Origin of the sequence: Sphingomonas sp. Sphisp66 (assembly GCF_047324325.1) — a bacterium.
Taxonomy (GTDB): Bacteria; Pseudomonadota; Alphaproteobacteria; order Sphingomonadales; family Sphingomonadaceae; genus Sphingomonas.
This window is the reverse complement of the sequence record NZ_CP168508.1, coordinates 3,512,793-3,539,004: the sequence shown is the minus strand read 5'-3', so window position 1 is coordinate 3,539,004 and position 26,212 is coordinate 3,512,793. Positions and strand designations below refer to the sequence as shown.

The 26,212-nt window shown below is 65.3% G+C and carries 19 protein-coding genes and 1 tRNA gene; 9 read left to right on the top strand and 11 right to left on the bottom strand.

All coding sequences use genetic code 11. The annotated features are described in order from the left end of the window. Positions 1 to 126: 126 nt before the first annotated feature. Entirely contained in the window at positions 127 to 1,131 is a 1,005-nt protein-coding gene (gene cobS, locus ACEN8G_RS15915) for a cobaltochelatase subunit CobS (protein ID WP_307117630.1), read from the top strand. A gap of 41 nt (positions 1,132 to 1,172) precedes the next feature. Here cobS and ACEN8G_RS15910 read toward each other — a convergent pair whose 3' ends face one another. Further along, a complete protein-coding gene (locus tag ACEN8G_RS15910; RefSeq protein ID WP_413418177.1) occupies positions 1,173 to 1,562 on the bottom strand; it encodes a hypothetical protein in 390 nt (129 codons plus the stop codon). Between the two features lie 54 nt (positions 1,563 to 1,616). Here ACEN8G_RS15910 and cobT point away from each other — a divergent pair, with 54 nt between their 5' ends. The 6 genes from cobT to ACEN8G_RS15880 all read left to right on the top strand — a co-directional run bounded on the left by cobT (position 1,617) and on the right by ACEN8G_RS15880 (position 8,182). Next, positions 1,617 to 3,443 (top strand): cobaltochelatase subunit CobT, encoded by a 1,827-nt coding sequence (cobT, locus tag ACEN8G_RS15905; protein ID WP_413418175.1) that lies wholly within the window; start codon positions 1,617 to 1,619, stop codon positions 3,441 to 3,443. A gap of 34 nt (positions 3,444 to 3,477) precedes the next feature. Continuing rightward, complete coding sequence (locus ACEN8G_RS15900; RefSeq protein WP_413418173.1) at positions 3,478 to 3,966, top strand: hypothetical protein; 489 nt, start codon at positions 3,478 to 3,480, stop codon at positions 3,964 to 3,966. After that, positions 3,963 to 4,220 (top strand): ribbon-helix-helix domain-containing protein, encoded by a 258-nt coding sequence (locus ACEN8G_RS15895; protein ID WP_413418171.1) that lies wholly within the window; start codon positions 3,963 to 3,965, stop codon positions 4,218 to 4,220. Before ACEN8G_RS15900 ends, ACEN8G_RS15895 begins: the two co-directional genes overlap by 4 nt. Before the next feature lie 135 nt (positions 4,221 to 4,355). After that, positions 4,356 to 6,770: a TonB-dependent receptor gene (locus ACEN8G_RS15890; protein ID WP_413418169.1), complete on the top strand. Its 2,415-nt coding sequence runs from the start codon at positions 4,356 to 4,358 to the stop codon at positions 6,768 to 6,770. Between the two features lie 12 nt (positions 6,771 to 6,782). Continuing rightward, the gene (locus ACEN8G_RS15885) at positions 6,783 to 7,499 is read left to right on the top strand and encodes a tetratricopeptide repeat protein (RefSeq protein WP_413418167.1); all 717 of its coding nucleotides are present in this window, start codon (positions 6,783 to 6,785) and stop codon (positions 7,497 to 7,499) included. Continuing rightward, positions 7,499 to 8,182 (top strand): Fe2+-dependent dioxygenase, encoded by a 684-nt coding sequence (locus ACEN8G_RS15880; RefSeq protein WP_413418165.1) that lies wholly within the window; start codon positions 7,499 to 7,501, stop codon positions 8,180 to 8,182. Before ACEN8G_RS15885 ends, ACEN8G_RS15880 begins: the two co-directional genes overlap by 1 nt. A 332-nt stretch (positions 8,183 to 8,514) precedes the next feature. Here ACEN8G_RS15880 and ACEN8G_RS15875 read toward each other — a convergent pair whose 3' ends face one another. From ACEN8G_RS15875 to ACEN8G_RS15860, 4 genes are all read right to left on the bottom strand, one after another. Next, on the bottom strand, positions 8,515 to 9,399 hold the full coding sequence (locus ACEN8G_RS15875) for an FAD:protein FMN transferase (RefSeq protein WP_413740619.1): 885 nt from the start codon (positions 9,397 to 9,399) through the stop codon (positions 8,515 to 8,517). A 256-nt stretch (positions 9,400 to 9,655) separates the two neighbouring features. Continuing rightward, on the bottom strand, positions 9,656 to 10,582 hold the full coding sequence (locus ACEN8G_RS15870) for a DUF4198 domain-containing protein (protein WP_413740618.1): 927 nt from the start codon (positions 10,580 to 10,582) through the stop codon (positions 9,656 to 9,658). A gap of 21 nt (positions 10,583 to 10,603) precedes the next feature. After that, positions 10,604 to 11,128: a DUF2271 domain-containing protein gene (locus ACEN8G_RS15865; protein ID WP_307117640.1), complete on the bottom strand. Its 525-nt coding sequence runs from the start codon at positions 11,126 to 11,128 to the stop codon at positions 10,604 to 10,606. A 14-nt stretch (positions 11,129 to 11,142) separates the two neighbouring features. After that, positions 11,143 to 11,802 carry a PepSY-associated TM helix domain-containing protein gene (locus tag ACEN8G_RS15860; protein WP_413416035.1) on the bottom strand — a complete coding sequence of 220 codons (660 nt, stop codon included), beginning with the start codon at positions 11,800 to 11,802 and terminating at the stop codon, positions 11,143 to 11,145. Between the two features lie 156 nt (positions 11,803 to 11,958). On the opposite strand from ACEN8G_RS15860, the gene ACEN8G_RS15855 reads away from it, so the two are divergent. Beyond that, complete coding sequence (locus tag ACEN8G_RS15855; RefSeq protein ID WP_413416036.1) at positions 11,959 to 12,201, top strand: hypothetical protein; 243 nt, start codon at positions 11,959 to 11,961, stop codon at positions 12,199 to 12,201. A 69-nt stretch (positions 12,202 to 12,270) separates the two neighbouring features. On the opposite strand, the gene ACEN8G_RS15850 is transcribed toward ACEN8G_RS15855, so the two are convergent. Then, the gene (locus ACEN8G_RS15850; protein ID WP_413416037.1) at positions 12,271 to 16,869 is read right to left on the bottom strand and encodes an NAD-glutamate dehydrogenase; all 4,599 of its coding nucleotides are present in this window, start codon (positions 16,867 to 16,869) and stop codon (positions 12,271 to 12,273) included. 250 nt (positions 16,870 to 17,119) lie between these two features. After that, the gene (locus ACEN8G_RS15845; protein ID WP_413416038.1) at positions 17,120 to 18,409 is read right to left on the bottom strand and encodes a hypothetical protein; all 1,290 of its coding nucleotides are present in this window, start codon (positions 18,407 to 18,409) and stop codon (positions 17,120 to 17,122) included. Between the two features lie 195 nt (positions 18,410 to 18,604). Between ACEN8G_RS15845 and ACEN8G_RS15840 the strand changes: the two genes are divergently transcribed. Continuing rightward, positions 18,605 to 18,680, top strand: a tRNA-Thr gene (locus ACEN8G_RS15840). A gap of 251 nt (positions 18,681 to 18,931) precedes the next feature. Here the strand turns inward: ACEN8G_RS15840 and ACEN8G_RS15835 are convergent. Genes ACEN8G_RS15835 through ACEN8G_RS15820 form a run of 4 tightly spaced genes read right to left on the bottom strand, consistent with a single transcriptional unit; the run spans position 18,932 to position 25,986 of the window. Beyond that, positions 18,932 to 22,075 (bottom strand): type I restriction endonuclease subunit R, encoded by a 3,144-nt coding sequence (locus tag ACEN8G_RS15835; RefSeq protein ID WP_413416039.1) that lies wholly within the window; start codon positions 22,073 to 22,075, stop codon positions 18,932 to 18,934. Beyond that, a complete protein-coding gene (locus tag ACEN8G_RS15830) occupies positions 22,075 to 23,097 on the bottom strand; it encodes an SIR2 family NAD-dependent protein deacylase (RefSeq protein WP_413416040.1) in 1,023 nt (340 codons plus the stop codon). Before ACEN8G_RS15830 ends, ACEN8G_RS15835 begins: the two co-directional genes overlap by 1 nt. Further along, on the bottom strand, positions 23,097 to 24,374 hold the full coding sequence (locus ACEN8G_RS15825; protein WP_413416041.1) for a restriction endonuclease subunit S: 1,278 nt from the start codon (positions 24,372 to 24,374) through the stop codon (positions 23,097 to 23,099). The genes ACEN8G_RS15830 and ACEN8G_RS15825 overlap by 1 nt, the downstream gene beginning before the upstream one ends. Beyond that, the gene (locus ACEN8G_RS15820) at positions 24,367 to 25,986 is read right to left on the bottom strand and encodes an N-6 DNA methylase (protein ID WP_413416042.1); all 1,620 of its coding nucleotides are present in this window, start codon (positions 25,984 to 25,986) and stop codon (positions 24,367 to 24,369) included. The genes ACEN8G_RS15825 and ACEN8G_RS15820 overlap by 8 nt, the downstream gene beginning before the upstream one ends. Between the last annotated feature and the right edge of the window lie 226 nt (positions 25,987 to 26,212).

The window sequence follows — 26,212 nt, the reverse complement described above, 5'->3', positions numbered from 1 at the left end:
GATCCCATGAAAGCCGATTCGAGGAAAGGGCTTGCGACCGGGGCGGCTGATCGTGCGATTTGCGCGAAGCCCGTTGCAGTGCGGCACGGGAGCTTCTAGTCGCCGTCGCGACGGAAGGACGAATAGATGGCGGACATCCCCAACACCCAGCCCGACAGCCGGGAAACCACGATCCTCGAAGCGCCCGACAAGATGGTGAAGGTGCGCGACCTGTTCGGGATCGACAGCGACCTCGAAGTACCCGCGTTCAGCGAGGCGGACGAGCGCGTGCCCGATCTCGATCCGGCCTATGTCTTCGATCCGGATACCACGCTCGCGATCCTGGCCGGCTTCGCCCACAATCGCCGCGTGATGGTCCAGGGCTATCACGGCACCGGCAAGTCGACGCATATCGAGCAGGTGGCGTCGCGCCTCAACTGGCCGTGCATCCGCATCAACCTCGACGCGCATATCAGCCGTATCGACCTGATCGGCCGCGACGCGATCGTCCTCAAGGACGGCCAGCAGGTCACCGAGTTCCGTGAGGGCCTGCTCCCCTGGGCGCTGCAGACCCCGACGGCTCTGGTCTTCGACGAGTATGACGCGGGCCGCCCGGACGTGATGTTCGTGATCCAGCGCGTGCTCGAGACCGAGGGCAAGCTGACCCTGCTCGACCAGAACCGCGTGATCCGCCCGAACCCCTATTTCCGCCTGTTCGCCACCGCGAACACGGTCGGCCTGGGCGACACCAGCGGCCTCTATCACGGCACCCAGCAGATCAACCAGGGCCAGATGGACCGCTGGAACATCGTGGTGACGCTCAACTATCTCCCCGCCGCGGTCGAGGCGCAGATCGTTCTCGCCAAGTCGGGCGATTTCGACAAGCCGGGCGGCAAGGAGCTGGTCGAGAACATGGTCCGCGTGGCCGACCTGACCCGAAAGGGCTTCGTCAACGGCGACATCTCGACCGTGATGTCGCCCCGCACCGTGATCACCTGGGCGCAGAATGCCGAGATCTTCAAGGATGTCGGCTTCGCCTTCCGCCTGTCGTTCCTCAACAAGTGCGACGAGGCGGAGCGCGCGCAGGTGGCGGAATATTACCAGCGCGTGTTCGGCAAGGACCTGCCGGAGAGCGTGGTCGGCAAGGCCTGAGCGACCGGGTCGACGCTCCGCGCCGCTGGGCGGTGCGGGCGTCAGGCCGTCTCGGTCACGCGGTCACGCGGGTTGAACTCGGCGATCAACGCCATGGCCAGCCACACCGCCAGCGTCGGCTGGAGCTTGGGCGGCAGCTGGGCGCCGGGCGAGACCATGGTGCCGAGCACATAGGGCAGTGCCGCGATGAGGGCGAAGGCGAGGATCGAGTAGGCGATCCGGTGCCGGCTCGACGAGACATAGAGGATGGTGATCACCATCGACGCCGTGGTGAACAGCACCAGCACATAGTCCTTGGTGCTCAGATTCTCGGTGGTCGCCATCACGAAGCCGAGCACCGCGCCGAAGAAGATGCCGAGCCCGCTGAGGTTCGCACTATACTCGCCATGGCTCATCCGGCCGACAAGGCCGATACGATCGAGAAACTTCATCTGATCCCCCTTCGGGCTTGATCCTGGGGGACAAGGCACACAAAGACAATCGCGATGGCTGCCGACTCTCCTCTCGACCGGTTCCGCAACGTCCTTGGCGGCACCGCCCGCGCGCTTTCGGGCGAGCGCGAGGCCGAACTGAGCTTCACCGGCGAGGCGCCGCGCCAGGACGGGCGCCAGATCAAGGTGCCGGCGCCCTCGCGCGGCCTGCCCGCCGAGGAAGTCGCCGAGGCGCGGGGCTTCGCCGACAGCTTCGCGCTGCGCATGCGCCACCACGACAATGCACTCCACCTGAAGAGCGCACCCAAGGAGCCGGTGGCGCGCGCGGTGTTCGACGCGGTCGAGACGGCGCGGGTCGAGGCGCTGGGTTCGCGCGGCTATGCCGGCATCGCCGCCAATCTCGAGCATGCGCTCGAGCTCAAACTGCGTGCCGATCCGATCAACCGTGCGCGCAACCGCGAGGAAGTGCCGCTTTCCACTGCGCTCGGCCTGATGGTCCGCGAGCGGCTGACCGGCCGCGAGTCGCCGGCTGCCGCTGCGCTCGGCATGGCGCTGATCCGCGACTGGATCGAGGAGCGTGCCGGCTCGGACCTCGACGCGCTGGCGCTGGCGATCGACGACCAGCGGGCCTTTGCCTCGCTCACCTCGAAGCTGCTTCAGGACCTCGAGCTGACCGAGGGCGATCTCCTCCCCGACGAAGCCGATGAGGGAGGCGGCGAGGACGAGGGCACCGACGACCAGGAACAGCCCGGCGACGAGGAAGGCGAGAGCGAGTCGAGCCAGAGCGAGGGCCAGGCCGAGGCGCGCGGCGAGCAGCGCGAGTCCGACCAGGGTGAGGAAGGCGAGCAGCAGCAGTCCGACGCGATGGAGGATGGTGACGGCGAGCCCGGCGACGAAGGCGAAGAGGGCATGATGCCCGTCCGCCCGAACCGTCCGTGGAGCGACCTGCCGCCGCAGTTCGAATACCGGCCCTACACCACCCAGTTCGACGAGGTCGTCGCCGCGACCGATCTCTGCGACACCGAGGAGCTGGATCGCCTTCGCTCCTATCTCGACCAGCAGCTCGTCCATCTCCAGGGTGCGGTGACCAAGCTCGCCAACCGGCTCCAGCGCCGGCTGATGGCCCAGCAGAACCGCAGCTGGGACTTCGACCAGGAAGAGGGCATCCTCGATGCCGCGCGGCTGGCGCGCATCGTCGTCAATCCGATGCTGTCGCTCTCCTACAAGAGCGAGAAGGACACCGAGTTCAAGGACACGGTGGTCACGCTGCTGATCGACAATTCGGGCTCGATGCGCGGGCGGCCGATCTCGATCGCGGCGATCAGCGCCGACATCATGGCACGCACGCTGGAGCGCGTCGGGGTGAAGACCGAGATCCTCGGCTTCACCACCCGTGCCTGGAAGGGCGGGCAGAGCCGCGAGAAATGGCTGGCCGACGGCCGCCCGGCCCAGCCCGGCCGCCTCAACGACATCCGCCACATCGTCTACAAGCAGGCCGACGAGCCGTGGCGCCGGGCCAAGAAGTCGCTCGGGCTGATGATGCGCGAAGGGCTGCTCAAGGAGAATATCGACGGAGAGGCGCTGCTCTGGGCCCACCAGCGGCTGATCGGCCGGCCGGAGGATCGCAAGATCCTGATGGTGATCTCGGACGGCGCGCCGGTCGACGATTCCTCCCTGTCGGTGAACTCCGGCTCCTATCTCGAGCGGCATCTGCGCCAGGTGATCGGCTGGATCGAGACGCGCTCCCCGGTCGAGCTGGTCGCGATCGGCATCGGCCACGACGTCACCCGCTATTACCAGCGCGCCGTGACGATCATGGACGCCGAGCAGCTCGCCGGCACGATGGTCGAGCAGCTGGCCGCCCTGTTCGATACGGAATGATGCCGAATCCGCACGCGAGCTGGCGGGAAGGGTTGTGAAGGCCGACCCCATGTTCGATGCGGCGAGTCGTCGGGCGCCGCCTGCGGAACTCGACCATGATCGCGGCCGGATAACCCCCGGCAAGGGGTCCGCGATCTTCACCGTGCTCGGTTCGGGGGCGTTGGCGGCGATTGCCTTCCTTTCCGCCACGGCTTGGGCAAAATGGGTCGGCGGGGTGCTGCTGCTCCCCGGCCTGTTCATGCTCCCCTCGCTGACGCGGTGGCATGATGTCTGCTGGGACGGCTTTGGCATCCAGGGTACGAGCAGGATGTTCGGGCCCACACTCGGATGGGCGCGGGCGAAGATCGCCTGGCGGGAGATCGTTCGCGTCGGCAAGACCATGACCGGCTATTGGTACGTCGAGGCCGAAGACGGGCGCCGTGTCTACTGGAGCTATCTTTACCTGGGATATCCGGTGCTGGTTGCCCGGCTGAAGCAGGCCTGCCCCGATCTGGATCTGGACGCTGCCGAGGGGCTGGAATGAACGGCCGTGGGATTGAGCCGCCCCCGGGTGGCTTCGCGGGGCCGGTCAAGCGGTCGGTCACCATTGCCGGGCACCAGACCTCGATCAGCCTCGAGCCGCTGTTCTGGGATGCGCTCGAAGCAGCTGCCGCCGAACGGTCGCTGCCGCTCAACGCGCTGGTCGCGGCGATCGACCACGCCCGGATCCAGGGCGAGGACCCGCCCAATCTCGCCAGCGCGCTTCGGACCTGGCTGCTGGCGCAACCGCGCGCCTGAGCGCTCCCATGCAGACCCGGCGGTAACGTTTCGTAACAATTTCGCGACAAAGTTGCGAACCGCTCTCATTAGCATTGACTCTGAGAACGCCTCGCAATAGCTGGCGGCGAAACAATCCGCTAAGGGGGTTACCCAGTGAATCTTTCGAACGGCGCCGCAGCGCCTGCTTTCCTCGCGCTCGCCTGTGTCGGCTTCGTCGCCAGCGCGCCCGCCCATGCCGCGACCGATGGCCCCGATGCCAAGACCCCCGCCGCGGCCGAGGACGACCAGGACCGCGCCGGGCAGGATCACATCACCGTCAACGGCCAGATCTATCAGCCGAAGCAGGAAAGCCCGAAGAACACCCGTCCGCTGCGCGACACGCCGCAGACGGTGACCGTGATCACCGCCGAGGTCATGGAGCAGCAGAATATCCTGTCGCTGCGCGACGCGCTGGCGACGGTGCCCGGCATCACCTTCGGCGCCGGCGAGGGCGGCAGCGGCTATGGCGACAGCATCAACCTGCGCGGCTTCAGTGCCAACAACGACATCACGGTCGATAACGTCCGCGACAGCGCGCAATATACCCGCTCGGACAATTTCAACATCGAGCAGATCGAAGTCACCAACGGCTCGAACTCGGTCTATTCGGGCGGCGGCTCGGTCGCCGGCAACATCAACCTGGTCAGCAAGCGCCCGACCGGCCGGGATCATTCGGTCGTGCAGGCCGGCGTCGGCACCGACGAATATTACCGCGCCACCGCCGATATCGAGCGCAAGCTGAGCGACAGCGTCGGCGTTCGCCTGAACGCCATGTACCACCACAATGACGTGCCCGGCCGCGAAGTCGAATATGCCAAGCGCTGGGGCGTGATGCCCTCGGTCACCTTCGGCCTGGGCAGCCCGACCAAGCTGACGCTGATCTACCTCCATCAGGAGGACAACAACATCCCGCAGTTCGGCGTGCCCTATGTCAGCAGCGTGACCAACGGGTTCACCGGCCAGGTGCCCGGCACCAGCCGCAGCGGCTATTACGGCTTCCGCAACCTCGACAAGCAGGACAGCAATGTCGACCAGGCGACGGCGATCATCGAGCACGAGCTGAGCAGCACGATCTCGCTGCGCAACCTCACCCGCTACCAGGACGTCGAGCAATACTCGATCGCGGACGGCCCCGAAGGTACCTTCTGCCTGCCGAGCGGCTTCACCGCGGCGGGCCTGGCCTGCACCACGCCGGGGCTGTTCACGCCGAGTGGCGGCTCGCGCGGCAATACCCGCGATACCCGCAACCAGATCATCTACAACCAGACCGACCTCAAGGGGACGTTCGACACCTTCGGCGTCGAGCATAGCTTCGACCTGGGCTTCTCGATGTCGCGGGAGTTCTACGACCTGCGCTCGGGCAATTCGCAGCGTAGCGCCAACGGCACGGCTGCCGTCATCCCGCCTTATGCCTGGAACGATCCGAACCTGAACGACCGCAACGTCTATAGCGGCCCGGTGAACTTCATCGTCGGTTCGCGGAGCCATGCCGAGATCGCCAACAAGGCGGTCTACCTGTTCGACACGATGAAGCTGTCGAACCATTTCGAGCTCAATGGCGGCGTGCGCTGGGAGCGCAACATCGGCGAGAACACCGCCTATACCATCGCGACCAGCGGCGCGGCGCTCGGCCAGATCACCGCCGTGACCCGGACCGGCAACCGCGACAGCCTGTTCTCCTACCGGATCGGCGCGGTCTACAAGCCGGTCGAGGCAGTCAGCCTCTATGTCGCCTATGGCAACTCCAAGACGCCGTCGCAGAGCACGGTCAACGGCAGCTGCTCGGCGACCGGCGCTTCGCAGACCTGCAACGTCAAGCCGGAAGGCGCCAAGAACTACGAGATCGGCGGCAAGGCCGAGCTGTTCCATGGCGGCCTGCTGCTGACCGCCGCGCTGTTCCGCACCGATCGCGACAGCTACAAGGTCGCCTCGAACGACCCGACCGTGCCGGACCAGCAGCTCGACGGCCATTCGCGCGTCGACGGCATCGCGCTGGGCGCCACCGGCCACATCACTTCGGCGTGGCAGATCACGGCGAACTACACCTATCTCAAGAGCAAGCTGATCCAGTCGCTCTCCGACGAGTGCCTGCGGGCAGCTGCCGCGGCGACCAACAACAATGTGATCGCGGGCTGCAGCAACAGCGCGCTGTTCCCGGATCCTGCCAAGGGCGCGGCGATCAACCAGACCCCCAAGCACTCGGGCAGCCTCTACACGGCCTATACTTTCCCGTTCGGCCTGACGCTCGGCTATGGCGCGACCTATCAGGGCAAGTTCGCGATCAACCTTCCGGCGATCGCCACGACGGGCGCCGGCGCCCTCACCACGCTGACCCCGGTGCTCTATTCGAAGGACTATCTGATCCACAATCTGACGGTGGCCTACGACATCACCCACGCGTTGCAGGCGCAGCTCAACGTCAAGAACATCGGCGACAAGCTCTACTACACCCGCATCCGCGCCAATAACGGCTGGGCGACCCCGGGCGACGGGCGGTCGGCTGTCCTGACGCTGAGCTACAAGTTCTGATATAGCCAAGGCATGACGCAGCTCGATCGACTGTCGAGCGAAGACATCGCCGCCCGCCTCTCCGGTTCGCCGGAGGCGCGGGCGGCGTTGATTCGCGAAGGGGCACAGGCCGGCCTGGCCGAGGCGCAGGCGGTGCTTGGCCAGATGCTGCTCGACCAGCAGAAGCCCGTCGAGGCGTTCGGCTGGTTCTGGAAGGCGGCGCAGCAGGGCAATGCGATGGGGCTCAACATGCTGGGGCGCTGCTACGACCTGGGCTGGGGCACGCCGGTGGACAAGCTGCGCGCGGCGGAATGTTTCCGCGTCGCCGCCGAGGCCGGGCTCGACTGGGGCATGTACAATTACGGCTCGGCGCTGGCACTCGGCGCCGGCTTGACCCAGGACAAGGCTGCGGCGCTCGGCTGGTTCGAGAAGGCGGCCGCAATGGGCCACGCCAAATCCACCAACTTCGTCGGCAGCTTCCATGAGGAAGGCACGATCGTTCCGCGCGACATGGCGGCGGCGGCAGCCTGCTATGCCCGGGCGGCCGAGGGCGGCGACTTCCGCGGCATGTTCAACCATGCCCGGATGCTCGCCGAAGCGGGCGACATCGACGGCGCCCTGCAATGGATCGAGCGGTGCGGGGCGGAGGCGAAGCCGGTGTTCCGCGACAAGGCGCTCGCCTGGCTGGCCCAGGTCCCGGACCCGCGTCTGCGCACCGAAGGCACCGCCGCCTTGCGGAAGGAACGCTGATGCTGATCGCCATTCCCGAGCTGCTCTCGCCCGAACAGGTGGCCGAACTGCGCGGCGTCATCGACGCGGCGGAGTGGGTGGACGGCAACGCCACCTCGGGCGCGCAGTCGGCGCTCGCCAAGCAGAATGAGCAGCTGCCCGAGGGCGGCGAGGCGCATCGCTGGGCCGGGGCGATGGTGCTCGACGCGCTGGGCAAGTCGCCGCTGTTCTTCGCCGCCGCGCTGCCGCTCAAGGTCTTCCCGCCCTTGTTCAACCGCTATGGCGGCGGGCAGAAATTCGACACCCATGTCGACAATGCCGTGCGCATCCAGCGCGGCAGCGAGTTCCGCATCCGCAGCGACCTGTCGATGACCGTTTTCCTCGAGGATCCCGCGGCCTATGACGGCGGCGAGCTGCTGATCGAGGGGCAGTTCGGCGTCCAGTCGGTCAAGCTGCCGGCGGGGCACGCGATCCTCTATCCCTCGTCGAGCCTGCACCGGGTGGCGCCGGTGACGCGCGGGCGGCGGGTGGCGAGCTTCTTCTGGATCCAGTCGATGGTGCGCGACGACAGCGCACGGCGCATCCTGTTCGAGACGGACCAGGCGGTGCAGCGGCTGGCCGGCACGCTCGGCAATGACGACCGATCGGTGATCGAGCTGACCGGCGTGTACCACAATCTCCTACGCCGCTGGGCCGACGCCTGAGCCAAAGTCCACGAAGTACACGTCCGAAGCGGGTTTTCGCGCGCGGAAGTTCACTAAGTTCCTGCCAGTGAGCCTCGCCACGAGCCTGGTGCGCAACATGCTTGCGCAGGCGTGATCCTATCTTTCCTACCGGGTCAAAGAGCGGCCGGGCGGGGCTCGGCTGCGGGAGCCAAGCAGGCGAAATCCTATTTTGCAACCTAGTCGTCATCCCGCACCTTACCGTCATCCCGGCGAAAGCCGGGATCTCAGGCGATGGCGCGAGGAAGGAGCCGCACGAGATCCCGGCTTTCGCCGGGATGACGGTTTGGGGGGAAAGGCGGTTGGGGTGGAGGCTAGAGCATCGCCTGCAGCACCGGGGAGAGATGCTCGGTGAAGCCCGTGCCGTCGCGCACTGCCATGTGCACCGCGAGCCCTTCGCGTTCCGCCAGTGCCATACCCTCCGGACCCAGCACGCTGAGCGCCGTCGCCCAGGCGTCTGCCAGCATGCAGCTCGGGTGCAGAACGGTTGCCGACGTCACGCCATTGTCGAGCGGATGGCCGGTGCGTGGATCGATCGTGTGGGGATAGTCGCGGCCGGCATGGGTGAAGCTGCGGCGATAGTCGCCCGAGGTGGCGACCGACAGGCCGTGCAACGCGGCGCGCATCGGGGCGAGGCGGCTGCCGGGCGGCACCTCGAGATCGACCCACCAGGGCTGGCCGTCGGGCTTGATGCCTTCGCCGCGCAGCTCGCCGCCGACCTCGATCAGGAAATCGCGCAGCCCCATGCTGCGGAGCATCTCGGCGACGCGGTCGACGCCGTGGCCCTTGGCGATGCCCGAGAAATCGAGCCTCGCCTCGGTATGGCGGCGGGCGCGGCGGTCGTCCTGCTCGATATGGGCGCGGCCGGAAAGGGCGCGGTCGGCGGCGATCTCGGCGTCGCCCGGAACGCCTTGGCGCGGGCCGGGCGGGCCGAAGCCCCACAGATCTGCGAGCGCGCCCATCGCGGGATCGAAGGCGCCGCCGCTCCTCTCCGCCACGTCGAGCGCGGCGGCGAGGACCTTGGCGAAGCCGATCGGCAAGGGCTGCCAGCGGCCGGGGGTGCTGCGGTTGAAGCGCGAGAGATCGGAGTCCGGCGCCCAGTGGCTCATCTCGGCGACCACGCGGTCGAGCTCGGACTGGATCGCGGCGGCGATGCCCTCGGGCGCAGCGACGATGCGGGCGGACCAGCTGGTGCCCATGGTCTGGCCGGCGCAGGCGACGACCGGGGCGCCCGCCTGGCGGCGATGGAATGCCGCCGGGGAGAGGGCGGGGGGGATGGCTATGCGGGGTTCGATTTTGGGTGTCCTGAACTGGCGCCGGTGCAAATAGCCCTCTCCCCATCGGGGAGAGGGTTGGGAGAGGGGCAGGACTTTGCCGCGCTCCCGGCGTTGGCGGATCGGGACACACTGCCCCTCTCCCCGGCCCTCTCCCCGATGGGGAGAGGGAGAAGGAGAATTACGGCGCCAGCACTTCGAGCGTGGTGACATAGCTCACGCGGGCACGGACCGGGCCCATCGGGCGGCCGCCGGGGCCACCCGGGCCTGCCTGCGGACCACCGGCCGGTGCGGCGCCCTGGCCGCCCGGAGCGCCCTGCGGACGCGGGCCGCCCTGGCCACCACCGCCCGGGCCTTCGCCGCGCTCGCCGCCTTCGTTGACCATCACCCAGTACATGCCGGGCTGGCCCCATTTGATCGAGACCTTGCCCTCGGCATCGGTCTTGAGGATCTGCTCGTGCAGCGCATCACGATAACGAATACCGCCCGGGATCACCGTGACCGTGAGGCCGGCGCCGGGCTTGCCGTTCTTGAGGAACTGGAAATTGCCGGGCTCATTGGTGACCAGGTCGTTCGGGTGGGTGACCGGCACCAGTTCGATGCCCTTGCCGCTGGTCTTGAACACGGTGTTGGTCGGCGCGCCCTGGGTGATGAAGATCTCGTTGCGCGAGACATTCTCGGCGGTCTGCACGTCGGTCGCGCCGGCCGGGATCGCCGCGGCGAGATTGGCGGTGTTGGTGCCGCGCGGCAGCATCTTGCGCTCGCCGTTCAGCACATAGCTGCCGAACACGCCTTCATTGACCACGGCGACCTTGTAGGTGCCCTGCTGGGTCAGATGCAGGTCGAAGGTCGCGCGGAACTTGCCGACATTGTGGTTCTCGACCTTGCCCTCGGTGCCGTCGGGCTGGGTGACCACGGGCACCGCGCGCAGCGGCTGGTGATCGAAGAAGAACAGGTCGTTCGACACGGCGGCGTCGACGGTCACCCAATTGTCGGTGCCCGAGACGGTGGTCGAGCTCGGCAGCATCCACTGGCGATGCGCGATGGCGGCAGGCGCTGCGATCGCGATGACGGCAGCGGCGGCGAGAAGCGGCTTGCGGAAGTTCATTGCTCTATTCCCCCTGAGAGATCAGCGCTTGATCGAGACGGTGACGGCGCCGAGTTCGCTCGCGCCCTTGGCGCTGGCGGTGACGGCCTTGCCGTTCCAGGTGAAGGGCACGGTGACGACCTCGCGGCCGCCGACTTCGCGCGCGGCCTCGACCAGCAGCTTGTAGTTGCCCGGAGCGAGCGCGGGCAGGCCGCCCTTGCCGCCGGCCAGCGCGATCTTGTGCGTGCCCGCGCCCTTGGTGGCGCCGGTGACGCCGTCGGCCGGGAAGGTCATGCCGCGGCCGACCACGCGCCACCACTGGCGCATGTCGCGTAGCCACTTGGTGCCGGCGCCCTCGGCGCTGCGCCCGTCGAAATCATACCAGACCTGGAGCGTGCGCGGGGCGGCGCCCTCCTTCTCCAGCCAGATCGCGACATAGGGCTTGTGATATTCGGCGACCCGCAGCTGCGGGATGGTGACCGACAGATCGAGCGTCTGCGCGCCGGCGGCGCCGGGCAGGCCCGCGCCGATCGCCGCGAGCGTGAGGCCGGTGATGCGATACTGCATGGATTTGGGCTCCCCTAGTGGATCAGGAAAATGGCGATGAGCGCCGGGATGACGAGGCCGGCGATGACGATCGGCCAGGTGCTCTTGCGGTGCTTCGAGTGCATCCACAGCAGCACCAGCCCGGTGAGCGTGAAGACGATGCAGGCGAAGACGAAGATGTCGATGAACCACTTCCAGGCGGTGCCGGCATTGCGGCCCTTGTGGAGGTCGTTGAGATAGGCGACCCAGCCGCGCGAGCTGACTTCGCTGGTCACCGCGCCGGTATCGCGGTCGATCGAGATCCAGGCGTCGCCGCCCGGGCGCGGCTTGGCGAGGTAGATCTCGCCGGCCGACCATTCGGCGGTGCCGCTCGCGTCGATCTTGACCTGGTCCTGCACCCATTTGGCGACATCGGCCGGGATCGGCTTCTTGCTGTCCGGCTGGTCGTCGGCCTTCACCTTGGCGAGCAAGGGCGCGGGCAGCTGCACGGCATGCTCGACCGACTTGGGCGAGGCCTCGATCTCGGCGGCATGGTTGAGCGTGAAGCCGGTGATCGCGAACAGCAGCAGGCCGACCAGGCTGATCGCCGAGCTCATCCAGTGCCAGGTGTGCAACTGCTTCAGCCAGAAGCTCTTGCGGGCGCGCTTGGCTTTGGCCTTGGCCAGTTCTTCTGCCTGGGCGGTGGGGGCGTGCATTTTGGGTGGGCGGTTCCGAACGATTCGATGTCGGTCCGATAACGCGAACGATTCGCAATTGCAAACCTGATGCGGGTGCCGGGGTGATCGATTCCGCGCCGCGCGGAGGCTGGACGCAGCGGAAAAAGACGGGCCGGAGTCCAATGCCCCAATGGCATGGAATCCAAGGTGTTTCTCGCTAATGCAGCAAAGATGCGCCGCAGTGCAGCGACGAATGTTTCTTGCCGTGTTCCAAGAAATTACGCAGCATCCTTCCAGATAAAGACTTGGGAGGACTGGATGTCGGCACTGTATCTTGGTCTTGCGGTGGTTTGCGTGGTCGGGGTTTCGGCCTGTCTGGGCGGCATGTACCTCATCCTGCGGAGCACCCCGGCGGTGCGGCGACCCGACGAAGCCTGAGTCTTCGGGGCATGAAAAACCCGGCCGGTCGCAAGGACCGGCCGGGTTTTTCTTTGCCCGTAGCTTGGCTTAGCGGCCGAGCAGCACGCGGGCCTGGCCGGCGATCTGCGCGAGCATCGCGGCATTGGGCACCGCCGACTGGCGCGCGCGGCGGACCAGGGCGGCGAACTGCTCGACCCGGCCGGCATTGGCGGCGAGCCAGGCATCGACCGCTTCCTGCGGCACGCCCTTCTGGCCGCGGCTCAGGAAGTCGAGCCGGATCTGCTGGAAGTCGCGGGCGAGGCCGGCGATCAGCAGCCGCTCCCACACATCGCCGGTGGTGATGCGCGCGGCGGTCGACTGGGCCCAGTCGAGCCCCAGCGCCTGGCCGAGCGAAGTGAAGGCGCGGGTGAGCGGGGTGACCTCGACGCCGAGGCGGACGCTGAGATCGGCCAGGCCTACCGCGCCGTCGAGCTCGAACAGCTTGACCACCTTGGCGACCAGCTCGCTCGGCGCGCCGGCGGCCTCGAGCCGCGACGAGATGCGGTTCGACTGCGCCTTGACCTCGTCGAGCAGCAGGCCCTTGGCGGCCTTGTCGAGCGCGTCGATGCCGGGCTTGAGGCGGGCGATCACCTCGGCCGGGCTGGCACCCGGCGGGGTGACGCGTAGCAGGTCGGCGACCTGGCCGCGCACCGCGACCGCCATCTCGTCGAGCAGCGCGATGCGCGCGCCTTCGGAGATCGCCGCGGTCTCGACCGCTTCCCACAAGGCGGGCAGGCAGAACAGCCGCTCGGCGACGACGAACATCGCCGCGATATCGGCCATCGCCGCGCCTTCCTCCTCCGCGAGCTCGAACGGGTGGAGCACGCCGAGGCGGTTCACCACGCGGTTGGCGAGCTTGGTGGCGACGATCTCGCCGCGCAGGCGGTGCTCCTCGATCGCCTTGCCGAAGCGCTTCTGCATCGCCTGGGGGAAGGCGTTGCACAGGTCGCTCTCCAGTGCCGGATCCTGGCCGAGCGCGGTGTGCTCGATCGCGTCCTGCAGCGCCAGCTTGGTCGAGGCGAGCAGCACGGCAAGCTCGGGGCGGGTCAGGCCGCGCTTGTCCTGGGCGCGGCGGAGCAGCTCCTCATTGCCGGCCAGCCCCTCGACCGCGCGGTCGAGCCGGCCCGAACCTTCGAGGATCTCGATGACGCGGACATAGGAGGGCAAAGCGACATAGCCGTCATTCTCCATGAAGGAGAGCGCGAGCGTCTGCAGGCGGTTGTCCTCGAGCACCAGGTGCGCGACGTCGTCGGTCATCGAGACGAGGAGCTGGTTGCGGTCCTCGAACTCCAGCCGGCCCTCGATCATCTCGCGGTTGAGCGCGATCTTGATGTTGACCTCATTGTCCGAGCAATCGACGCCCGCCGAATTGTCGATGAAGTCGGTGTTGATGCGGCCGCCGAGCGAGGCGAAGGCGATGCGCGCGGCCTGGGTGACGCCCAGGTTCGCACCTTCGCCCACCGCCTTGCAGCGCAGCTGCTCGGCATTGACGCGCAGGCGGTCATTGGCGGGATCGCCGACATCGCCATGGCTCTCGCTCGCCGCCTTGATGTAGGTGCCGATGCCGCCGAACCAGAGCAGCCCGACCTGGGCCTTGAGGATCGCCGAGATCAGCGAGGTGGGGTCGATCTCGGCAACGTCGAGGCCGAGCAGCTGCTGGACCTCGGGGCTGAGCGGGATCGACTTCTCGGTGCGCGGGAAGACGCCGCCGCCCTTGGAGATCAGCGCGGGGTTATAGTCCGCCCAGCTCGACCGCGGCAGCGCGAACATGCGGTCGCGCTCCTTCCACGATGCCGCCGGATCGGGATCGGGATCGAGGAAGATGTGGCGATGGTCGAAGGCGGCGACCAGCTTGATCGACTTGCTGAGCAGCATGCCGTTGCCGAACACGTCGCCCGACATGTCGCCGCAGCCCGCCACGGTGACCGGCTCGGACTGGATGTCGGTGCCCATTTCGAGGAAGTGGCGGCGGACCGAGACCCAGGCGCCCTTGGCAGTGATGCCCATCGCCTTGTGGTCATAGCCGACCGAGCCGCCGCTGGCGAAGGCGTCGCCCAGCCAGAAGTTGCGCTCGATCGCGATCGCGTTGGCGACGTCGGAGAAGGTCGCGGTGCCCTTGTCGGCGGCGACGACGAAATAGGGATCGTCGCCGTCGAGGATGCGGACGCTGTCCGGATGGACGACCTCGCCCGAGACGATGTTGTCGGTGATCGACAACAGGGTGCGGATGAAGATGCGGTAGCTCTCGGTACCCTCGGCGAACCAGGCGTCGCGGTCCACGGCGGGGGAGGGGAGCTGCTTGGGATAGAAGCCGCCCTTCGCGCCGGTCGGCACGATCACCGCGTTCTTCACGCGCTGCGCCTTCATCAGGCCGAGGATCTCGGTGCGGAAGTCGTCGCGGCGATCGGACCAGCGCAGGCCGCCGCGGGCGACCGGGCCGGCGCGCAGGTGGATGCCTTCGACGCGCGGGCTGTAGACCCAGATCTCGCGCCAGGGGAGCGGCTGGGGCAGGCCCGGCACCCTGGCCGAGTCGAGCTTGAAGGCCAGCGCTTCCTTGGCGGCGGGGGCATAGGCGTTGGTGCGCAGGGTCGCGAGGACGACGCCGCGGATGGTGCGCAGGATGCGGTCGTCGTCGATCGCCTGGACCTGGGCGAGGCCGGTCTCGATCGCGGTGCTGGCGGCCTCGATCGCAGCATCGTCGCCGGCGCGGGCCGGATTGTGCGCGGCGTCGAAGCGCTCGATCAGCGCGTTGGCGACCTTGGGCGCGCGGCGCAGCGCGTCGACCACCGTGGCCATGCCATAGTTCATGCCGGTCTGGCGCAGATAGCGGAACCAGGCGCGGAACAGCACGACGGAAGCGGGCTTCATGCCGCTCTCGACGATCAGCCGGTTGAACAGGTCGTTCTCGGCATTGCCCTCGAGCACCGCGGCGAGCGCGTCCTCGATCACCGCGACGTCGCCCTTCACTCCGCTGGCCGAGACCGCGAAATCATGGACGAAGGCGCCGCCGGCGAGGGCGGTCGGCACTTCCTCGATCACGCGGAAGCCGAAATTCTCGAATGCCGGCACCGCGTCGGACAGCGCCAGCGCGCCGTCCTGCGCATAGAGCTTCACGCGATATTCGCCGGGCTTGCCGTCGATCGCGGTGATCCGCGCCGAGCGGTCGCCCGGGCCTTCGAGCTTGGCGAAGCACAGGATGTCGCGCGCCGCCTCTTCGGGAGTGCTGGTGGTGCGATAGGCGGGTGGGAAAGCCTGGGCGTAGCGCAGCGCAAGCCGCGTCGCGCCGGTCGGCCCGGTATCTTCCATCAACGCCGCTTCCACCGCCGGCACCCAGCCGCGCATCATCCGTTCGAGCTGGCGGTCGAGCGCTTCGGCATCGGGCATGGTGCCGCCGGCGCGCAGATCGAGCGTGTAGCGCAGCAGCGCGACTTCGCCGTCCTCGAGCGCGATCGACCAGTTGATGATCTTGGCGTGGCTCGCCTCGGCAAGCAGCTCGCCCACCGCCTCGCGCCGGGTAGTGGTGACTTCGTCGCGCGGCAGCCAGACGAACGCGAACAAATGGCGGCCGAGCAGGCTCTTGACCAGCGCGAGCTTGGAGCGCGGCCGATCGGCGACCGACATCGAGGTGAGCACGAGATGCTCGAGCGAATCGGCGTCGAACGCGGTGGTCAGGTCATGCGGCAGCGCGGTGAGCGCGTGCGCCATCGCCTTGCCGGTATGGCCCTTGGGATCGAAGCCGAACTTGCGTTCCAGCCCCTCGAGCCGGGCGCGGAGCACCGGCACTTCGTCGGGATCGGCGAACAGCGCGGCGCTGGTCCACAGGCCGGCATGGATCGACAGGCCGGTCACGTCGCTGCCGGTGGTGATCGGCACCGCGACGATGTCGAGCGGCACGCGGCGGTGCACCGGCGAGATCGAATTGGACTTGAGCAGCAGCGGCGCCTCGCCGCCCTTCTTGAAATAGTCGATCGCGGCCTTGCGCGAGGCCTCGGCGAGGATCGGCGTGTCGAGCTCGTGCCGCGCGAGGCCCAGCTGATCGGACACGTCGCCATTGGTGCGCCAGGTCTCGTGGCCGAGCAGCGTCATCGCGCCTTCCTGGAACCAGCGGAGCAGCTTCGCACCTTCGCGCGAGCCGATCGTGGCGGCATCCGCGCCCATCGCGCCCTGCAGCGCGCGCCAGTCGTGCACGGCGTCGCGGACCTGGGCGAGGGTGCGCTCCAGCTCGACGACGAGGCTACGGCGCGCGCGCGCGTCGGCACGGTCCATCTCGATATAGATCATCGATTCGCGCTTGCCGGCGCCGATCGATTCGAGCTTGCCCGATGCCTCGCGCTCGACGGCGATGACGGGATGGATGATGCGGTGAACGGCAACGCCGTAGGTGGCGATCGCGCCGGAGATCGAATCGACGAGGAAGGGCATGTCGTCATTGACGACGGCGAGCCGCATCCGGCGGCTCTCCTCGCCCTGGAAGGTCTCCAGCGCGACCTTCGCGGTATCCGGCGGCCGGACGGCGGCGGCTTCCGCGACGAAATTCGCCGCCTCCGCGCGCTCGGCCTCGCCGAAATCTTCCAACTCTCCCGGCAGCGCTCCCTCGAGCAACCGCGCTTCGAACGCCTGCGTCAGCGACGTCATCATGCTTTTCATGAGAGTGAGGCCTACGCCTCTGCGGTGACCGGCTCAAGACTCTCGCGCAAGAAAATTACAATTTTGCGGAGAATGATCGGAAGGCGCACGAAAGTGTCGGGGTGGCTACCCAATCTTGCCGTCATCCCCGCGAAAGCGGGGACTAATCTCGCGGACTATCCGCGAATACGGCAGGCGTATTGGTTGCACGCGCAGGAGATGGGCCCCCGCTTTCGCGGGGGTGACGACGGGAACTGTGATGCAGGCGGGTTCAGGCCGCGGCCTTGCGGACCGCGCGTTCGGTGAGCGGGCTGTCCTCGACCCGGGCGACGATATCGAGGCCCTTCTTGCCGGCGCGGGCGAGCAGCACGACGAACTCGCTGTTCGTCGGCATGTCGACCGTGATGTCGATATGGGCGAGCGGCGGGCGGCTGCGCAGCTCGGCGGCAATCTGGGCGAAGGTGTCGGGCTTCGGCGCCGGGCGGCGGAACTCACGCTCGGCCTTCACCACGCCCTTGATGCCGCCCTCGGCCGAATCGAGGAAGGCGTCGAGCCCGCCCTGCGGCACGTCTGCGCGCTTTGCATGGCTGAGCACCGCGGCGAATTCGGTGACGCGGGTCTTGTCGTAATCGGCACCGAAGACGAGCTTCACTGCCGGGGTCATCGGCGCGCGGGCCTGGACGGTGAGGCCGGCATCGGCGAGCAGCTCGGCATAGGTCTCGCCATCCTCGTCGGCGGCGAGCGCGAAATCATAGGCGCGGGCGAGCGCGCGGTAGAGCGCCGAGCGGCTGCGGGTGTCCGAGGCGCGGGCGGCGGCGGCCGATTCGCGGGCGAGCAGCAGCTTGTCGGCCAGGCTGGCATCGGCGCGGGCGGGCGATTCGGCGGGCGCCTCTTCGGCCGGGGCGCTGGGCGCGAGGCCGGCGCTGGGACCATCGGCCCAGACCGGGGCGGCGACCAGGCTGCGCGGCGCGGTGCGGCGGGCTTCCTCGACCTCGGCCTCGAGCTTGGCCTGGGTCTCGGCGTCGACCAGTTCCTTCCAGTTGATCACGCCATAGATGAAGTCGATCGTGTCTCCATCGGCCTGGCTGTCGGACGAGAAGGGCATCAGGATGCCGCGATAGAGCGTGTTGTGCCCGCGCGTGCCGACGAACTCGGCCTCGAAGCCGATCGGCGCGCGATTCGCGATGATCTGGAGATAATGGTCGGTCAGGCGCGAGAGCAAAGAGCGGCTGGGCACCTGGGCGACATGGGTGATCGACGTGTCGAGCCCGGTCTCCTCGCGCAGCGCGCGGCCGAGGAAGCGAATCGCGGGATCGTCGACGCCCTTGGAGAAATCGAGCAGCACGCTGTGCGCGCCGAAATCCATGATGTTGTCCGGATCGAGGTCTTCGATCGACGGATAGGCGCGGCCGTGGAGCAGCGAGACCCAGTGGTTGTAGGCGCGCACGTGCATGCGGCGCTCGTCGGTGCCGATTTCGAGCGGGCGATCGTTGACGGCCTCGTCCGGCTCTCCTCGCGGGTTCGAGTCGAGCGGGTGATTGCTGCCGCGCGCCATGTCCATGCCAGATGCTCCACTCGGGGCGAACGCGCCCCCTTATTTGTAGAACGGCTTGTGCACGCCCTGTGGTAAACGACGCGTAAAGGCGGTGCTTTTACGGAGGTTTTGGCGGCAAGGGTTTCGGGGGCGCTTGTCAGCTACAAAACATGCTGGTAAGCGCGCCGCTCCTTCGGGGGTGGAAGCACTTCCGTTCGGTTGGCCGCCTTAGCTCAGCTGGTAGAGCATCGCATTCGTAATGCGGGGGTCACAGGTTCGAGTCCTGTAGGCGGCACCATCACCTTTATAGCGTTGAAACAAGGATATGCGGGCGTTCCCTTGCGGACGGGCGTTCGGCTGGATTGTGGCTTGGGTGCTGGGTGGGTGGTGCTTTGGGCTAGAGAGTGGGCTCAATCCGGCGTTACACCTCTTTGACTAGGCAGGAGGTTGGAATGTGCTGGACGAGTGCGCGGTTCGGACGCCTGCAGGCCCTGCGCCGCACCAAGGAAGGGCCTCAAAGAGTGTGAGCCCGGCTACCTAGCGCGTACGCTATACTGCAGCTGTCTCTCGAAGGAGTAATTCTGCTTGCTGCAACACCGTTTGGACGGCTTCGTCGGCGAGGTCGGGCGGATATCCATATTTTTTGAGGATGCGCTTGACGAGAACGCGCATTCGCGCACGAGCACTCTCACGTTTGTGCCAGTCCACAGTCACGTTGCTTTGTAGCTGTACGACAAGTTCATGAGCGATAACCTTGAGGCGTTCATTCCCCATCGCCTCGACTGCACTATCGTTGTCTGCGAGCGCGTCATAGAAGGCGAGCTCTTCTGCCGACATGCCAAGTTCGTCGCCGCGGTCCCGCGATGCGCGGATTTCCTTGGCGATCGCAATCAGCTCCTGAATCATCTCGAGCGCGGAGATAGTGTTGGCGTGATACCGAGCCACCGCTTCCTCCAGGCGCCTGGAAAAGGATCGAGCCTCGACGTGATTGCTTTTCGCGCGAATTGAAATCTCGCCGGCGAGCAGCTTCTTGAGCGCCTCAAGCGCCAGATTTTTCTGTTTGAATTGAGCGATCTCAGTTAGAAATTCCTCCGACAGGATCGAAATGTCGGGTGATTGCACACCGGCGGCTTTCAACACGTCAACGATTTCTGCATCGCCAACGGCGCGGTCGATCAATTGGCGGATCGCAAGGGATCGGTCGCCAGAAGATAGTTTCGAGCGCCCGTCCGATTTGATGAGCGCCGCCTTGATCGCTTCGAAATACCCCACCTCGTCACGGACGGCACTCGCGAACGAACTGGCTGCGGCGAGTGCGAACGCCTTGGACAGGTTCAGGACCATGCCGTCATAGGCCCGATGCGCATGTTTTGCGTCCTCCGGCGATCGGGCTTTCTGCGACTCCTCTTCCTGCCAGTGCAGGATCAGGTCGAGACCGCCCGCCAAAGCCGCCAGCTTTTCCCGCGGCGATCCCTGGAGCGCGGTGCGATATTCGAAGCCGTGAAAGAGTCCCGAAACACGTTCATACCATTCCTTGAGCGCGGCGACGGCTTGCTCCTCGTCGATGCCGGTCTTGTCCCGATCTTGCGAGCTGTAGTCCGCAAGCGCCAAGCGCATGTTCTGGTAGATGCCGATATAATCGACGATTAGACCGCCAGGTTTGTCGCGGAAGACGCGGTTTACGCGGGCGATAGCCTGCATCAGGCCATGTCCCCGCATGGGTTTGTCCACGTACATCGTATTCATGCACGGGGCGTCGAAGCCGGTCAGCCACATGTCGCGCACGATCACCAGCTTTAAGGGGTCCTCCACATCGCGCGCCCGCGCAGCGAGCGTGTCCCGACGCCGCTTACCGCCGATATGTTGCTGCCACTCCTTCGGGTCGGAGGCGGCGCCCGTCATCACGATCTTGATGGCACCTTTGTCGTCGTCCTCCGAATGCCATTCCGGCCGAAGCGCAACGATCTCGTTATAGAGCGCCACGCAAATCCGCCTGCTCATGCAGACCGCCATCGCCTTGCCTTCCAAGGCTGTCAGCCGCGCCTCGAGATGCGTCACAATGTCGAGGGCAACCTGTTTCAACCGCTTCTTCGAGCCGACCAGCGCCTCGACGCTGGACCATTTCGCCTTGAATTTCTCGGCTTCGGTCAGCGTGTCGTCTTCAACGAGCGCCTCGATCTCCGCGTCGATCAGCGGCTTTTCATCCTCGTCCAATGCGATGCGTGCCAGGCGACTTTCATAATAGATGGGGACGGTCGCCCCGTCCTCGACTGCGCGGGAGATATCGTAGATGTCGATATAGTCGCCGAAGATGGCAGGGGTGTTCCTGTCGCTCCCTTCGACCGGTGTCCCGGTGAAGCCGATGAACGACGCATTGGGCAGGGCCTGTCGGATATAATGGGCATAGCCATAGCGCTTCCGGCCGGTCCCGGAGTCGATGCGTGCGGCAAGGCCATATTGGCTGCGATGCGCTTCGTCGGCGACGACGATCACATTGCGCCGCTCGGTCAGGAGGGGGAAATTTTCCTCGCTGCCGATCGGCGAGAATTTCTGGACCGTCGCGAAGATCACGCCGCCGGCCGAGCGGTCGAGCAATCGCTTCAGATCCTCGCGGGTCTCCGCCTGCAGTGGCTTCTGCCGGATCAGATCGCTGCACAGGGCGAACGTCCCAAACAACTGGTCGTCCAAGTCGTTGCGATCGGTCAGCACAACGATCGTCGGGTTTTCCAATTCGGTCGAGGCGACGGCCAAGCCGGCGAAGAAGGCCATCAGGAAGCTCTTGCCCGAACCTTGCGTGTGCCAGATAACACCAATCTTGCGATCGCCGTCCGGGCGGCTGGCTTGGATCGCCTCGCGCACCGCCTTTTGCGCGCCGTGGAACTGGTGATAGCCCGCGATGATCTTGAACGGTCCTGCCCCCTTGTCGCCGAACACGGTGAAGTCGCGGATCAATCGCAGGAAATTGGCGCGATCGAACACGCCCTTCAGCAGCGTATCGAGTTCAGGCGTGCCCGGCGGCGCATAGTCTTCGCCGTCGATCGTGCGCCACGGCATAAACCGCTCTTCGTCCGCGGTGAGCGATCCGATGCGCGCCTTGATCCCGTCCGAAGTCACCAGCACGGCATTGGTGCGGAAGAGCGACGGCAGCTGCTGCTTATAGGTTTCGAGCTGCCGGAACGCCGCAGTCAGCGTGGCATTCTCCGATCCCGGATTCTTGAGTTCCAGCACGGCCAAAGGCAGGCCGTTGACGAAGAGCACCAGATCCGGGCGGCGGTTGTGCCTACCTTCGATCAGGGTGAATTGATTGACCACCAGCCAGTCGTTCATCTCGACATTGTCGAAGTCGATCAGCCACACCTTGCCGCCGGTGACACGCCCGTCGGGCAGGCGGTAGTCGATGTCGATCCCGTCGACCAGATAGCGATGGATGCGCCGGTTTTCCTCGATCAGGTTGGGCGTGTCGCTGGTCAGTAGCAGGCGGAGCGCTGCCTCGATCGCCTCGCCGGGCAGTGAGGGGTTGATCTGCGCTACCCACCGCTCGAGCCGGGGGATCAGCACCGCGTCGGAATAGCTGGGGCGCTGCGGCGAGACACCGTCCGGGGCGATGTCCTGTCCGTGCAGGTAGAGCCAGCCGAGCTGGCGCAGCGTTTCGATGCCGGCCTGCTCGATGTGTTCCTCGCGGAGGAAGGCCACTAGAGGCCGCCCTCCATCATCGTGATCAGCAGGTCCTCGATGCCCGCATCATGATCTTCCGGCGGATAATAGATAGGGTGTATTTCGGCTTCGCCCAGCGCTATGCGTCTCGTGGCGCGCCTCGCCTCGCCCGGAAATGGTAGAAAGGCGTAGTGCCGGACCGCCTCGCCATTGGCGGCATCGCGGATTTCCCGGAGCGCCTGAAAGGTCCGGTCAGTGTTCAGGCTACAGCCCATGAAGAGCAGGCTCTTCGTCCCGATCAGCGACGTAAGTGCACCGCGCAGACCGGCGTTCTCGGCATAGGCTGCGTTGTATTCGCTCAGCGTCAGCACCCTGTCTTCGGCGGTGGCGCCCTCACCGTGGAGGCGCAAAAGGCAATGCGGGTCATTCGCCATCCGCTGTGCCGCCTGACGCAGCTCCGATCCCTTGAACTCACGCGCAAAACCCGCGTCTGCGTTCCCGTAGGCCCGATCGAGCACATAGTCGAAATTCGTCGTGAACACTTCGGTGCGAAACAGGGCCGGGAACAATTGCACGGGCCCGGCCAGCGCCGCCGGTAGATGGTCGCCCATCTGGTTGGAAATTTCCTCGGCGAGCACGCCTGCCCCCAGGGTTTGCAGCACGCGCTCGGCGGCTTCCTCATATTCGTACAACGCCAAATGGGCCTGAACATCGGGCAACGCCTCGGGGAAATCCGCCATCAGTTGCGTCAGAAAATCGCCCCACAGCCGAAAACCACTAGCGAGCGACATGCCGGCGCCAACAAATGGCAGGACGAAGCCGTTGCGATGCCTTGCCATCATCGCCTGAAAACGCTGGAGGCATCCATAGTCGCGCAGGAAATCGTGGCAGCGGTCCTTGGCAGCGATCTTCTGCTCGTCGACCCAGCCGTTGAACACATCGCGCTCAGCGGCAGCGTCCATCGTTTCGAGCACTTGATGGCGCGTCCAGACTTGTCCGGCGACTTCGATATCACCTTCCTCGTTCAAGGCATCGATGAAGCGTTGGCGGAAATAGTTCATTAGCTAGCCCTCCGTTCCGCGTCGAAGATGCTGACTCTTCCGGACATCAGGTGAGGAAGTAGATAATCACGGGTTTGGGCTAATGCGTGATTTTCGGTAACCGAGGCAACCATCTTGCGAAGGCACGGCCCGACCACGGCTTGAAAATTCTTCCTGACGGACACATCAGCAATAGCCAATGGATACCTTTTCATTCTCGCCCAGCCAGTGCGAGGCATCTTGGTGCCGTCTGAATCCTGATTGGTGAAAGACACAAATGCTGCGCTGGCCGCACAACAGGCAATCAAGGCATGGTCGTGAACTAGATTAGCGTTCAGTACCACAATATCGGTTGATGAAACCCCATCTACGGCCGCGATGCCAACCTTGTGGAAATATGGACGGAGTTTGCCGAACAAGATGTCATTTTTTTTAAACGAAGTCTTGGCTGAATGCACCTCGCTTGCACTGCCCCACTGATCGAGTACCATCGACCTGCGAGGCATGTGCTCTAGGCCAATGTAGGGCATTTTAGCCGGCAAATTTGCTGGTTCGACAGTATTTCCGACTGTCTGAGCCAAGTCTCCGAATTCTCCCAAAGACCAGCCTACTGGGAGTCCATCCGCACCCAGTGCGCTGGGAAATAAGGCCGCAATCCGGGATGCCTGCGAATAATCTTGAATGAGACCACCTAAGACCCTGGTCGGGTCGGTCGCGCCGGCCAGTTTGCGGTGGACCGGGCCGAAATCTATGAACCAATCTCGGAACACTGCCTGCGCTATCGCTTCTAGTGTAGCATTGGAGCGCCTAATGAGCGCCAAGGTGTCATCCAAGCCCGATAGGATATGTACTGCCGCTTTTTGATAGAGTAAATTGGGGACGCGAAATTCATATTGTGCGAGATTGCCAAAGTAGATCCTTTCACGGACGGATCCTTGCCCAGCGAGTGCTAGCCACTTCCGCCAAATCCGGCTCTTTGTATGGTAGTAGAAAAAATCTGGAAGCAAATAGTCTTGGTCGCATTCAAATACAATGTAGTCTGGGCTGACAATCCCTGCTTCGTGTTCTGAAGAGCAGAAACCGATCGATCCAATGTTGAGTCGCATAGGATTATAGGCGAACATGCCCTGTTCCAAGCGCTTATATCGCGACAGGTTTGCTGATTGATAGCGCGGTTCAGACGTAAGGCCGACGGATTTGTCGACGCCGTATACAATTCCGTCGGTGTCTGATTTTCCAAATCTTCGCGTATTTTCGAATGCGACCTCGCCCAAGGCCCTTACAGGCGCGTCAGTCATGCGCCGACACACCGTTGAGGGCTGAAAGTACGGTCGCCTGTTGCTTCAAGGTCTCGGAAAACTGCTTTTCCAACGTGGCAAGCAAGCTAGCCAGGTGCCCTTCAAATTCGAAGCCGTCATCCTCTTCCTCCTCATTGCCGACGTAGCGGCCAGGAGTCAGGACATAGCCTTCCTTGGTGATGGTCGACCTGCTGACGCTGCGGCAAAATCCGGGCACGTCCTCATAGGGTTTCAGCCCAAGCGGCTCCAGATTTTCGGGCTTTGCTCGCCATCGATGATAGGTTTCGGTTAGCGCTTCGATTTCTCGATCAGAAAAATCCCGCCGCGTACGGTCCGCCATGAAGCCCATGTTCCGCGCGTCGATGAACAGCACCTCGCCCTTGCGATTGCGGTGCCCGTTCGCGCTCTTGTCGCGAGCCAGGAACCACAAGCACGCCGGGATCTGGGTCGAGTAGAAGAGCTGGCCTGGCAGCGCGATCATGCAATCGACCGCGTCCTTCTCTACCATCTGGCGCCGGATATCGCCTTCGCCGCCCGACTGGCTGCTCATCGATCCATTGGCCAGCACCACACCCGCGGTGCCGCGCGGCGCGAGGTGATGGTAGATGTGCGAGAGCCAGGCGAAATTGGCGTTGCCTTGCGGCGGCGTGCCGAAATGCTGCCACCGCGCGTCCTCGGCCAGGCTCTCGCGCCACCAGTCCGACACGTTGAACGGTGGATTGGCCATGATGAAATCGAACTTCTGCGTGGGAAAGGCATCGCGCAGGAAGCTGCCTTCATTGTTCCACTGGATGTCCGCGTCGATCCCGCGAACCGCCAGGTTCATCTTGGCGAGCTTCCACGTCGTGTTGTTGCGCTCTTGGCCGTAGATGGAGATCTGGCGCCTGGCCTTGTCGAGGTCCTTCTGGTCGGCGTGATCCTCGATGAACTGTTCGGACTGGACGAACATGCCCCCCGAGCCGCAGCAGGGATCGTAGACGCGGCCCTTATAGGGCTCCAGCATCTCCACGATCACGCGCACGACCGATCGGGGCGTGAAGAATTCGCCGCCGCGCCGCCCTTCGGCGCCGGCGAAGCCCGAAAGGAAATATTCGTAGGCGCGGCCGAGGAGGTCGGTTGGCTGCCCTTCGACGCCGCGCATGTCGATGTCGGAAAACAGCATGACCAGGTCGCCGATCATCACCTTGTCGAGCGTCGGGCTACCGTAATTCTTGGGGAGGACGCCTTTGAGCGTCGCTGCATTCGCCTTCTCGATCGCTTCCATCGCCGCATCGATCAGGCCGCCGATGTCGACCTTGCGCTCGGCGCCGGTCACCGGATCGGTGATCGGGATTTCGCGCGCGCGGGCATTGGCTTTCAGGTGCGACCAGCGGGCAATCGGCGGGACCCAGAACACACGTTCCGCCAGATACTCTTCCGGATCCTCCGGATCGGCGAACTCCTCCTTCTCCAGTTTCGCATGCTGGATGTCGAACGCGTCCGACACATATTTGAGAAAGATCAGACCAAGCGCGATATGCTTGTATTCGGACGGCTCGAGATTGCCGCGCAACTTGTCAGCTGCCTTGAAGAGCTCGGACTCGAAACCCAGGTCCGTGCCGGACGTCGCCATTCTTAATCCCCCAACGCGCGTAATTGCGGTTAGCTAGCAGTGGCGAAGGGTTAGCAGCAAGTGTTGCGCCTTTTGGGTTGCCTAGTCGTGGAGCTGAATCGCGACAGGCTCGCCATCTTATATGAAGGCATCCGCACCTCCAGCGCGCTCATTGCAAACCCCTATGCGAAGCCCATCGAGCCGGCTCATGATCGCAGTGCCTTCCGTGAAAGCCGGGAGGTGGGGC

Excerpts from the sequence above, each read along its gene's own strand:
- cobS (WP_307117630.1), top strand. The coding sequence starts at position 127 with ATGGCGGACATCCCCAACACCCAGCCCGACAGCCGGGAAACCACGATC.
- ACEN8G_RS15910 (WP_413418177.1), bottom strand. The coding sequence starts at position 1,562 with ATGAAGTTTCTCGATCGTATCGGCCTTGTCGGCCGGATGAGCCATGGC.
- cobT (WP_413418175.1), top strand. The coding sequence starts at position 1,617 with ATGGCTGCCGACTCTCCTCTCGACCGGTTCCGCAACGTCCTTGGCGGC.
- ACEN8G_RS15895 (WP_413418171.1), top strand. The coding sequence starts at position 3,963 with ATGAACGGCCGTGGGATTGAGCCGCCCCCGGGTGGCTTCGCGGGGCCG.
- ACEN8G_RS15885 (WP_413418167.1), top strand. The coding sequence starts at position 6,783 with ATGACGCAGCTCGATCGACTGTCGAGCGAAGACATCGCCGCCCGCCTC.
- ACEN8G_RS15880 (WP_413418165.1), top strand. The coding sequence starts at position 7,499 with ATGCTGATCGCCATTCCCGAGCTGCTCTCGCCCGAACAGGTGGCCGAA.
- ACEN8G_RS15875 (WP_413740619.1), bottom strand. The coding sequence starts at position 9,399 with ATGGGCACCAGCTGGTCCGCCCGCATCGTCGCTGCGCCCGAGGGCATC.
- ACEN8G_RS15870 (WP_413740618.1), bottom strand. The coding sequence starts at position 10,582 with ATGAACTTCCGCAAGCCGCTTCTCGCCGCCGCTGCCGTCATCGCGATC.
- ACEN8G_RS15865 (WP_307117640.1), bottom strand. The coding sequence starts at position 11,128 with ATGCAGTATCGCATCACCGGCCTCACGCTCGCGGCGATCGGCGCGGGC.
- ACEN8G_RS15860 (WP_413416035.1), bottom strand. The coding sequence starts at position 11,802 with ATGCACGCCCCCACCGCCCAGGCAGAAGAACTGGCCAAGGCCAAAGCC.
- ACEN8G_RS15855 (WP_413416036.1), top strand. The coding sequence starts at position 11,959 with ATGGAATCCAAGGTGTTTCTCGCTAATGCAGCAAAGATGCGCCGCAGT.
- ACEN8G_RS15850 (WP_413416037.1), bottom strand. The coding sequence starts at position 16,869 with ATGAAAAGCATGATGACGTCGCTGACGCAGGCGTTCGAAGCGCGGTTG.
- ACEN8G_RS15845 (WP_413416038.1), bottom strand. The coding sequence starts at position 18,409 with ATGGACATGGCGCGCGGCAGCAATCACCCGCTCGACTCGAACCCGCGA.
- ACEN8G_RS15830 (WP_413416040.1), bottom strand. The coding sequence starts at position 23,097 with ATGAACTATTTCCGCCAACGCTTCATCGATGCCTTGAACGAGGAAGGT.
- ACEN8G_RS15825 (WP_413416041.1), bottom strand. The coding sequence starts at position 24,374 with ATGACTGACGCGCCTGTAAGGGCCTTGGGCGAGGTCGCATTCGAAAAT.
- ACEN8G_RS15820 (WP_413416042.1), bottom strand. The coding sequence starts at position 25,986 with ATGGCGACGTCCGGCACGGACCTGGGTTTCGAGTCCGAGCTCTTCAAG.